This is a genomic window from Segatella salivae DSM 15606 (assembly GCF_000185845.1).
Lineage (GTDB): Bacteria > Bacteroidota > Bacteroidia > Bacteroidales > Bacteroidaceae > Prevotella > Prevotella salivae.
Genome location: NZ_GL629647.1, coordinates 195,546 through 206,746 on the forward strand (window position 1 = coordinate 195,546; position 11,201 = coordinate 206,746).

Sequence of the window (11,201 nt, forward strand, 5' to 3'; positions counted from 1 at the left end):
TTGTATATTTAATTAATATGTATAGTCAGCGCACTTTTATTCTTAAATTATTATATTTGTTATTTAATAATAAACTACTTGTAATCAATAATATAAACAAATGATATTAAAGAAAATAATTATATGAAATCTTTTATATAATGGTTTCAGTCAAATTGTTGACTAATCTCAGTCACTTCGCCGTATGATTTGAGTCTTTTCGGAGGATTGTTTCAGCCAGTTTAGAAATTAGAATTACACACGCTATGATACAATAACTTTCGAGGATATTACAGGTAGAACAGGTTTGATAATATAAGCGGATATAAATAGAGGGTGCAGAACATATCCAATATTCTGCACCGATTATGTTTTGATTGAAAATGCAATGTTGAATTTGTAGCGTCTTCCTTTTAGATAGTTAAGACAAGGCAAGCCCATTCCCCCTCATTTTTACGTCCATATTCTTCTAACCCTAATTGTTTCGCATGATCAAGAATCATAGGAACATCCGCCATATAGAAGCCACTAAGAATCAAAAGGCTACCTTTGTGCATCACGCTCTTTAGCGTTGAGATATCATTGAGAATGATATTGCGATTAATATTGGCTAAAACAATGTCGAAAACTCCTGAGATGTGGTTCAACACATTGGCGTCTCCTTGATAGATTTCAATGTTTTCTACGTTGTTGATTTCCGCATTGTGTTTCGCGTTTTCTACGCTCCATTCATCTATGTCGTAGCCAACAACAGACTTTGCACCATATTTTAATGCTACGATACCTAATATTCCTGTACCGCAACCACAATCAAGTACCCGTTTGTCTGTTAGGTCAAAATGCAATAAAGTGGATACAATCATTCGGGTAGTTTCGTGATTTCCTGTTCCAAATGCTAACTTTGCATCAATGAAAATGTGGTCAATTTTATCATCTTTTGTATCAGGAAGGCTCTTCTTTGCATCACAAATCAAGAGCTTGTTATCTATGTTTATGGGAGTGAAACCTTGCTCTTCCCACTCTTTATTCCAATCAATGTCATCTGCATCACTAACAGAATATTGAATATTCACATTAGCAATGGGGAAATCATTAATGGCTTCTTTCATTGCGTTTTCATTCCAAAGGTCTGTTTGAACATAAGCTCTTAGCCCATTAGGTGTGTCTTCAAATGATTCACATCCAGCTTCTCCGGCTGCATCTGCAAGCAGAGCACGAACATCTTCCGCTACATTTGTGTTGCAATCAATAGAGAACTCTATTTCAAGATACTTCATAATGAATTTTAATTTTACTGCAAATATATATAAAAATAGGGAAAAACCTATCACGGATTAGGGAATTTCCTTACTTTTGTAGTATATATCTATATAATTTTGTAGTTGAAAAAGAATATAAACTTAAAATCAAAGTAATGATATGAAGAAATTGGTTCTCATGACAGTCCTTGCTGGAGTGTTGCCACTTTCATTAATGGCACAGGAAGACGACCTCTATTTCACACCGAAAAAGAGTTCGGAATACAACTCCATAACAGAGAAGTCTACGTATTATTGTGGTAGTGATAGAAACGTAGATGAATATAATCATCGCGGAAAATATTGGAGTCACTATCAGAAAATCGGTACAGACAAAAAGGGAAATGACATCATTCAGTTCACAAAGGGTGTAGGGGTCTATCCAGACTCAGTATATATTGACACGACTTTTGTTGGTAAGTACTACGATACTATTGTTGATAATGATGATTATCGCTATACACGTAGGATGAGCCGATGGGATGGTTACTATGATCCTTGGTATTATAGTTATAGTTGGGGCTTTGGTCCTTACTGGGGATATGGTCCACGTTGGCGTTATGGTTATTATGATCCATTCTATGACCCCTTCTATGATCCATGGTATTATAGCGGATATTACGGCTATGGATATCCCTATTATGGTTATGCTGGCTGGTATGGCGGTTGGTATAGCCCATGGTATTACGGCGGCTATTATGGCTATCCGTATTATGGTGGCTATGTAAGTTATAACCGTCCTGCAGGCACAATGAATCACAGTTATAGTTCAGAGACAGCATCATTCCCACGTGGTTCATTCGGAGGTTCACGCATGAGTGCAGGTGCAAGCCGTGCAGCTGCAATGCAAGATGCTGGTGTTCGGGTTGGAAACAGAGGTCTTTTTGGAGGTTCTCGTAGTATAGATGATCGTCGTTCGTATGATAATGGCGACAACAGAATACCTTCTCGCTCTTATAATAACTATCCTTCACGTGATAACTACAATCAAGTGCCGACACGTTCTTACAATTCTGGAGGTTTTAACTCAGGCTCTTCATTTGGTGGTAGCGTTCATTCAGGTGGCGGATTCTCTGGTGGAGGCTTCTCAGGCGGTGGCGCTGGAGGCGGCGGTTTCCATTCCGGTGGTTCATTTGGAGGTCGTAGATAGAATTTAAAAACGCATAAAATATAACGAATATGAAGAAATTATATATGTCTGTTGTAGCGCTTTCCCTTTTCGGAATGCCTGCAATGGCTCAGGAAACCTACGAGAATACAAAGCTCGTTGATAACGATTTGAATGGTACAGCTCGTTATGTGGGTATGGGAGGTGCTATGGAAGCACTCGGTGCAGATATATCAACAATGAGTTCAAACCCTGCTGGTATAGGCTTGTTCCGTAAGTCTAAGATTGATATGTCCTTAGGCCTTGTCAGCCAACAAGATGCTGTTAAGTTCAATTCGCTTGGCAAAACAAATGCAAGTTTTGATCAGTTGGGCTTTGTATATGTGTTGAATAAGTCGCCGAAAACAGGGTTTAATATAGGTTTCAATTATCATAAGAGCCGTAACTTTGACCAGATTTTAAGTGCAGCGAATACGTTGTCAAATGCTTCGCAGAATAAGTTGACGTATGAGAAGTACCGCAATGGAATCTTCAAGGATAAGAAAAGCATGACTTATAGTCAAGTAGATGGTCTTTATATGGATAATCTTCTCTACAATAACGTTAGCCAACAATATCATTATTATCCTGCAACGGGCTACTTATACAATGGAGAAAGTAAAGGTTATATAGGAGAATATGATGTAAACTTGAGTGGAAACATCAACAACCGCATCTATCTTGGTTTGACTTTTGGTCTTCATGATGTGCATTATCGTAACTATTCAGAGTATACGGAGAACTTTGTAACAAATGCAGATCATATTCCTGGTTTGACTTTGAATGATAATCGGGAGATAACAGGAACAGGATACGATGTAAAGTTAGGTGCTGTTTTCCGTCCATTTGATGCGAGTGCATTCCGTGTCGGTGTATATGTGAACACACCAACATGGTATGATTTGACCACAGCCAATTACTCAACAATGACTGATGGTGCTAAAGTCGCATCAACAAAAGAATCTTATGATTTCAGAGTTGATACGCCTTGGAAGTTTGGTTTGAGCCTTGGTCACACTATAAATAATGTAGTTGCATTGGGTGCTACATATGAATATGCTGATTATGGAGCGACAAGCACACGCATAAAAGATGGCAGTTATTATGATTATTGGTATGGAGACTATTATGAAACCAGCCATAAAGATGCTGCAATGAATAAACAGACAGAGGCAACTTTGAAAGGAGTTCATACCTTAAAGTTAGGTGCTGAGTTCAAGGTTATGCCTGAATTGTCTTTGCGTTTAGGTTATAATTATCTCAGTGCAATGTTTAATGAGAAAGGAGCAAAGAATGGTTCAGTTTCTTCTCCGGGTTCTTACTACGCAAGTTCAACAAGTTTTGTGAACTGGAAAGATACAAATCGTTTCACATGTGGACTTGGATATGCACATAAAAACTTTAATGTAGACCTTGCATATCAGTATAGTGCTCAGAAAGGAGAGTTCTTCCCATTCATGAACTACTATGAAGGCAGTGGAACTTCTGTAGAAGATAACATTGCAACTGCAACAAAAGTAAATAACAAACGTCATCAGTTATTGTTGACATTGGGCTATCGCTTCTAAATTATTATAAATGAAATTCTGAATCCATCAGTTCGATTTTGAGAATGTTATACTTGCTTTTATACAAGGAAAACAATCAAAAGATACGATGAACTGAATAAGAATAAACATAAAGTAGAGCATTCATTTAAGCGATTAACATGGTTAAAATTAAAATTTTGAAAGGAGTTTGTCGTGAGACAAGCTCCTTTTTCTTTTGTTTCCTTTGTTTTCTTTCTTTTTTATACTACTTTTGTAGTTATGAATTTGATAGATAATTCCATCTTGAAATTGGCGCTTCCGTCAATTATTTCCAATATAACTGTTCCGCTGTTAGGTCTTGTCGACCTTGCAATTGTCGGTCATATTGGGTCTGAAACCTATATTGGTTCCATTGCGGTTGGGTCGATGATATTCAATGTTATCTATTGGATTTTTGGTTTCTTGCGCATGGGAAACAGCGGAATGACTTCTCAAGCATTGGGAAGGAAGGATTATAAGGCTGTGCTTCAAGTACTTAAAAGGTCGATGATAGTAGCCCTTTCTATAAGCCTTTTGTTTCTCATCTTACAACTTCCTCTTTGTAAACTCTCATTGTGGATAATGCATCCATCTGACGCCGTGAGCGAACTTACTCGCATTTATTTCTTTATTTGCATCTGGGGAGCCCCTGCAGTGCTGATGCTTTATGCATTAAATGGCTGGTTTATCGGTTTACAAAACACTCGTATTCCTATGATGATAGCTCTATTTCAGAATGTAGTAAACATCATTTTGAGCCTTTTCTTTGTTATTGTTTTAGGGATGAAAATAGAAGGAGTGGCTTTAGGTACCGTAATAGCACAATGGAGTGGTGCACTCATAGGATTGTGGTTTGCTTATGGAAACATGGAGAAACTACGCAAGAAGTCTACGCCTTTGCATACTCCTATTCAATGGATTAGCTTGTTTTTAGTAAATAGAGATATCTTTATTCGTACACTCTTCTTGGTTTCAGTGAACCTTTCTTTTACTGCATTTGGAGCCAGACAAGGAGATCTTATCCTATCTGCCAATACCTTGTTGATGACATTTTTCTCAATCTTCTCCTACGTCCTTGATGGCTTTGCCTTTGCCGCCGAGGCATTATGTGGGAAAGCTTTTGGGGCAAAAGATTTATGTTCATTCAAAAACTACACTTCACAGTTGTTGCGTTGGGGGATAGGGCTGGCGCTTGTCGGTACCTTATTATATATAGGTGGAGGACATTTCTTCTTGACACTAATCACAAATAGCAAGGTGGTTCTATCTGTCTCAAGTAATTACTTCTATTGGGTTGTGTTGATTCCTCTTTCTGGTTATCTCGCATTTGTGCTTGATGGGATCTTCATTGGAGCCACGATGACACGCTATATGTTGGTGTCTTCGTTCTTGGCAGCAATATGTTTCTTCGCCATTTATTTCTTGTGTTCACCTCTGATGGGTAATCATGCATTGTGGTTGGCATTTATTTTGTTCCTCTTTGTACGAGGCATTGTGGAAAAGGTGCTGTTAAATCGTGTTCAATTAAAACTTATTGATAAATGATAGTTGTATATATTTTAGTAGGAATTCTTGTAGGAGGCCTTGCTTCTTATATCTTTTTTAATGGAAAACTGAATGAGAGTAAGTTGGCTGTTGGTACACTTCATACTCAGTTGGAGGCAGAAAGAGCGCAACATCAAAAAGAGACTGAGAGCTTAAAAGATAGGTTTGAACATGAAACAGAATTGCGTAATCAGCAAAGTTCAAATGAACAACAACTTCGACAAAAGCAGTTTGATCAACAGTTAGAGACCATTCAAGAGCAGTTTCAAAATCTTGCATCAAAGATTTTAGATCAAACCACGCAGAAGTTAAAGTCTGAGAATGTTGAGTCTATGAGTCATATAACACAACCTCTCAAACAAAATATAGAGCAGTTACAACAGGCTATTGACAAGACAAATCATGAAACAGCCAAGAGTACGGCCTCTCTTTCAGAACAATTGAAGTCGGTGGCAGAGCAAACTGCAAAGATAGATGCTTCTGCCACACGTCTAACGAACGTTATGCGAGGCGCAAACAAGGTGCAAGGAAATTGGGGAGAACTCACCTTGATGAACTTGCTTGACAGTCAAGGTTTACGCTTAGGAGTGGATTATGACGTTCAACAAACCTTGTCGGATGATAGAGGTAATGTGCTTACGAATGAGGAAAGTGGAAAGAGAATGATTCCCGATGTTATTCTTCATTATCCCAATAACGAGGATATTATCATTGATTCGAAGATGACAATCGATGCCTATGCAAACTATATGAATGCAGAAGATGAGATTGTTAAAAAGAAATATGCCGACGATGTGGTAAAAAGCATTCGCACGCAATTTACTTCTTTATCTAAGAAAGATTACACATCATATATCAAAGCACCTCGCCGTGCGATTGATTTTGTGATTATGTATGTTCCATACGAAGGCGCTTTGCAACTCGCTTTACTTACCGATCCGAAGTTGTGGCATGATGCTTTTGAAAAGAAAGTCTTTATAACCAGTCAACAAAATCTTATGGCTATTTTGAAGATTATACAGATAGCATGGCGTCAATATGCTCAAACAGAGAATCAAAAGCGTGTCTATGACTTAGCCGATGAAATGCTTCGGCGCGTGGGCGACTTCATTAAGCGTTTCGATAAGGTAGGAAAGGATATAGAAACACTGCATAAAGATTATGATGAGGCTTATAAAAAAGCATATACCGGCCGGCAAAGTATTGTTCAAAAAGCGAATGATTTAAAAGTTTTGGGAGCGAAAGAGAGTGCAAATGCACCAATCCCAGAGACACAGATGCGGTTGGATGAAGCCTGAAAAGCAATGAAATGACAAACAGGAATGGGTGCAAGCAAATCTCCTTTGTACTTATTCCTGTTTGTTTTTAGCTTATAAATCAATTGTAATTCGCGTATTTAGCTGCCTTCCTGTGAGATAATTTGGGATGGCATATTGCACATTCCTCACATCCGTTATCCAATGATAACTGTTCACATTGCTTATACCAAACAAGTTTAAGCATTCAATGCCTAACCAAATGTTTTTGACTACAGCCGACGTTTTCTTTGTGTTGTCAATTAGTCTATAGCTCATGCCAAGGTCAACGCGTTTGTAGGCAGGTGCACGAAAGGCACTTCTTTTGAGTTCATTATGTGGAGTAGAGAATGGCAAACCATCTGCAAAGGTCATCGCCAATGATAGTTTCCACCTTTCAGTACCAGGGAAATAGTCGGTGAAGAACATGTTAAAGGCATAACGTTGGTCGGTTGGCAGAGGCATGTTTATGCCATGGTGTTGCATAGAAGTATTCATTAGCGAGAGGCTAATCCATGAGTTTGTGTTCGGAACAAACTCTCCATACAACTTAAAGTCTATGCCGGCAGCGTGTCCTTTAGCGTCATTTGCCCCATAATAAATCACCTTCACGTTGTTGATAGAGTAGGGAATGAGGTTACTTAGCATCTTATAATAAGCTTCAGCAGTAAACTTGAAGGGGCGCTTGCCTACAAAGAATCGATAGTCGAAGCCTGCTATGAAGTGAATAGAACGCTGACTTCTAATCTTCTCATTAAGCTTTGCTGTCGTGGTATGATTTGTTGTTGTCGTATCAAGGAGTTCTTTGAAGAAAGGAGCCTGATAATATAATCCTGTCGCAAGGCGGAAAGTGACATTCGAATTGAAGGCGGGGATAATGCCCAATGACAAGCGTGGTGAGACGATGGTCTCTTGATTAAAACTCCAGTGGCTCATTCTCAGTCCCATGTTCAATGTGAAATGCGTATGTTCACCTTTGCTTGTAAAGTTCCAAGTGTCTTGAATGTAGCCTTCGATGCGTGTTGCATTGATTGTGTTTTGTGCACGAAGTGAATAAATAAGATTCAGAATCTGGGGATTGTGAGGAATGTTATATCCGCTCGAATCACGCATCTCATATTCACTACTACGCTCTTCAATATGTTCTTTCTTTAGGCTTGCAGCTGCTTCTACTTGATGTTTATTTGCTCTATGCTGTAGCATCAGCTTCAATGTTCCTACGTTTGCATTAAGATAATTGCGTGCATGTTCAAAATAAGTCCCTACACCAAGGTTCTCACTTGTTTCTGTTTGGGTGAGCCAATATTGGCCTTGTATGTCATATTGTTCCTTTTCATGTGTGCTGAATGCCGCACCATTGAGCGATAATCTTGTGTTTTTCCCGAGGTGACGAGTGATAGATGCCGAAACATAATAAGTCTTAAACACATCTTTTTCCTGTCCATCGAAATACACACGGAACGACTTAACATTCTGCGAAGTGCCGAAACTTGTCTCCCGAGATACAGGAAGAAAGTTATAATTATTGAGGTTTATATTCCCAATAACGTCTATTGTCCAACGATCATTGGGGGTATAACTCAAATAGGTTTGATAGTCCATGAAACGTGGTCTATATTCTCCCGTAGTTTCTAATGTGCCCAAAAGGTTATGAGTAGACTTGTAACGAATGCTGTTAGACCACGAAAACTTGGAGTTGCCAATACCCACATAGGCATCGGCTGACATCAAACTTGCACTTATCTTGGCTTCAAAGTCCTTGGGCTTTTTGTAGATAATATCTAATGCAGAAGACATCTTATCTCCATATTTGGCTGCAAATCCACCCGTAGAGAAGTCGATTTTATCAACCATATAGGGATTAATGACCGACAATCCCTCTTGTTGTCCGCTTCTGACCAAATAGGGTCTGTAGACTTCATTGCCGTTGATGTAGACGCTATTTTCATCAAAGGCGCCACCGCGAACGTTATATTGTGAAGAAAGTTCATTGTGAGTAGACACACCGGCTTGCAGTTGAACAAGTTTTTCGACACTATTTCCGTTGGCGGCACGTACATTGTCTAAATCTTCTTGCTTTAATTGTTGGTTTTGTCCCGTTTGAATTTTCTGGCCACTAACGTCAATGGTACCTAACGTGTTTTGGCTTTCAGTGAGTGTAATCATCAATTTCTGAGTACCTTTAGGCTTTCTCAAAATGCGTGTTTTTGTTTTGAAACCAATAGATGAGAACTTTACAACAACTGAATCTGCACTTTGCAATGTGAGAGAAAACGTGCCTTTAAGAGATGAAAACGTCACTTTTCCTTGACTACTAATGGTGGCAAACTCAAGAGGTTTGCCCGAACTATCCAGTACGGTGCCGTGAAGCATGAAACTCTGCGCTTGCATGTGAAGCACAAAAGCAATGAAAAGGATGATTAAAGAGAATCTTGTTTTCATATCTATTTCATAAACGTAAATATGGAAAGCTTATTGTATAGTAAACCATCATGTGCTGTTGATATTTTGAAGAATCATCATCTGCCTTTTAAAACATAAAATATCAAAAGCATTATGAACTCATCTTGCTTTTTCATGCTTCTGCACACGACAGAAACACCAAATGAAACTTTTTCATGCTTTTGCACGCGACAGAAACACCAAATGAAACTTTTTCGCGCTTCTGCACGCGACAGAAACGCCAAATGAAACTTTTTCATGCTTCTGCACACGACAGAAACACCAAATGAAACTTTTTCGTGCTTCTGCACACGACAGAAACACCAAATGAAACTTTTTCGTGCTTCTGCACACGACAGAAACGCCAAATGAAACTTTTTCATGCTTCTGCACGCGACAGAAACACCAAATGAAACTTTTTTGCGCTTCTGCACACGACAGAAACGCCAAATGAAACTTTTTCGCGCTTCTGTACACGACAGAAACACCAAATGAAACTTTTTTTGCGCTTCTGCACGCGACAGAAAGACTAAAAAGAAGTTTTTCATGCTGCTGCACACTGCAGAAAGGCCAAACACACACTTAAAAACAAATAATAATCAGTAGGCTGATTGCTTAGAATTATTCTTTGTCGAGTTCCGTCACAGTCTGCTTAGTCTATCAAATTTGCAAATGGGCGTCTACCACCATGCTCTTCCTTAAACTTAGCTATCATTTTTTTTTCAACTACACGTGGATCTTCATCCATGGTTTTCCAGCATACGATTAGTTCACGTGAATCCTTCAACTGCCAAATATATCGACCACCCCAATGAGTAGCAAATTCCCCCTCGCCAAAACGAAGGTAACTACTAAGCCGAGTCTTCAAAGATTTGCCCTTTCCAATATAAACAATAGCCTCATTTGAAATCCAATTATCCCTCAATTCCGCAACAGAAACATTTGGATTCTTCGGGGTTTTTCGCTTAAAAAAACCACCAGTTCCTTGTTCAAGAAATTCAGGCTCAGAATTATTTAAGCGTAAGAAAAGATAAACTCCACTATATGTGGGAATTATTTTATGACTTTTCATAAGGTTTTCCACTGAGATAAAACCTTCGAAGCCATCTTTTTTTAATATTTGAATAACATCATTCATAGTTCGTTTTGATATAAATTTGCTTTAATATAAAGTTGTGTAGGATTATTTCTGACACCAATAAATGGAACTTGAGATAGCAACAATATTATTCCAGAAGAGCAACGTTTCACATATTGATTTATTAGGCTTCGTTCAACTGTACCGTTTTTTTCTAACAGACTATAAGCCATTTTTATGTCTTCTATCTCTATTTTACCACGATTACCTTTAGAGGTGATTCTAACAATACCACCCCAGTCAACATTGACGATTTTGTTTTCTCTGTTTCTTGTTTTCAACGTCTTACCTTTCAAGGGCATAATGTATGTTTCCCACATCTCGTCAAATGCCATTAGCCCCTTTATTGTTGTCTCATTTTCTATAACACTTTTATAGTTCTGTTCTTTGAGTTGCTGCACAGAATTATCTTTTAAGTAAATTACTTTTATACCCAATTTTATGGCTACATCTATGGCATCTGGCATACAATCTCCGTCAGTTACCATTACTGCCCGTGTACAATCTTTATATGCCATAGCACCATATAATTGCATCATCGCCAGTCGTGTTATTCTTCTGGATGAGCCTCCATACATCTTCGCTTGAATAGCTAATTTCTCTTTCCCCTTTGAGGCTATGACATCAATCCCCCAATCACCTGAATAAGGTGTAATAATTGTTTTATAGCCTTGTTGCTTATAATAATCTGAAACAAGGTATTCAAATTCTCTTGGTGTCATTATTCTTAATATTTTAATATACAACTACTTAAAGACACGTTGTCAAACAAAAAAAATGCACAACTGC

At 38.4% G+C, this 11,201-nt stretch carries 8 protein-coding genes; 4 read left to right on the top strand and 4 right to left on the bottom strand.

What is annotated here, in order from left to right; genetic code table 11:
• Nucleotides 1–392 precede the first annotated feature (392 nt).
• Nucleotides 393–1,256: a 50S ribosomal protein L11 methyltransferase gene (gene prmA, locus HMPREF9420_RS00885; RefSeq protein WP_044078645.1), complete on the bottom strand. Its 864-nt coding sequence runs from the start codon at nt 1,254–1,256 to the stop codon at nt 393–395.
• A gap of 142 nt (nt 1,257–1,398) precedes the next feature.
• Between prmA and HMPREF9420_RS00890 the strand changes: the two genes are divergently transcribed.
• The 4 genes from HMPREF9420_RS00890 (at nt 1,399) to HMPREF9420_RS00905 (ending at nt 6,835) form a co-directional block, all read left to right on the top strand.
• The gene (locus tag HMPREF9420_RS00890; RefSeq protein ID WP_007133490.1) at nt 1,399–2,427 is read left to right on the top strand and encodes a hypothetical protein; all 1,029 of its coding nucleotides are present in this window, start codon (nt 1,399–1,401) and stop codon (nt 2,425–2,427) included.
• A 29-nt stretch (nt 2,428–2,456) separates the two neighbouring features.
• The gene (locus HMPREF9420_RS00895) at nt 2,457–3,992 is read left to right on the top strand and encodes an OmpP1/FadL family transporter (protein WP_007133491.1); all 1,536 of its coding nucleotides are present in this window, start codon (nt 2,457–2,459) and stop codon (nt 3,990–3,992) included.
• 240 nt (nt 3,993–4,232) lie between these two features.
• Entirely contained in the window at nt 4,233–5,537 is a 1,305-nt protein-coding gene (locus tag HMPREF9420_RS00900) for an MATE family efflux transporter (RefSeq protein ID WP_044078646.1), read from the top strand.
• Nucleotides 5,534–6,835 (top strand): DNA recombination protein RmuC, encoded by a 1,302-nt coding sequence (locus HMPREF9420_RS00905; protein ID WP_007133493.1) that lies wholly within the window; start codon nt 5,534–5,536, stop codon nt 6,833–6,835. Before HMPREF9420_RS00900 ends, HMPREF9420_RS00905 begins: the two co-directional genes overlap by 4 nt.
• Nucleotides 6,836–6,907: 72 nt before the next feature.
• Here the strand turns inward: HMPREF9420_RS00905 and HMPREF9420_RS00910 are convergent, their stop codons facing one another.
• The 3 genes from HMPREF9420_RS00910 to HMPREF9420_RS00925 form a co-directional block, all read right to left on the bottom strand.
• Nucleotides 6,908–9,274, bottom strand: coding sequence for a TonB-dependent receptor (locus HMPREF9420_RS00910; protein ID WP_007133494.1), 2,367 nt, complete (start codon nt 9,272–9,274; stop codon nt 6,908–6,910).
• 652 nt (nt 9,275–9,926) lie between these two features.
• A complete protein-coding gene (locus HMPREF9420_RS00920; protein ID WP_007133496.1) occupies nt 9,927–10,412 on the bottom strand; it encodes a hypothetical protein in 486 nt (161 codons plus the stop codon).
• Nucleotides 10,409–11,134: a restriction endonuclease gene (locus tag HMPREF9420_RS00925; protein ID WP_007133497.1), complete on the bottom strand. Its 726-nt coding sequence runs from the start codon at nt 11,132–11,134 to the stop codon at nt 10,409–10,411. Before HMPREF9420_RS00925 ends, HMPREF9420_RS00920 begins: the two co-directional genes overlap by 4 nt.
• Nucleotides 11,135–11,201 lie beyond the last annotated feature (67 nt).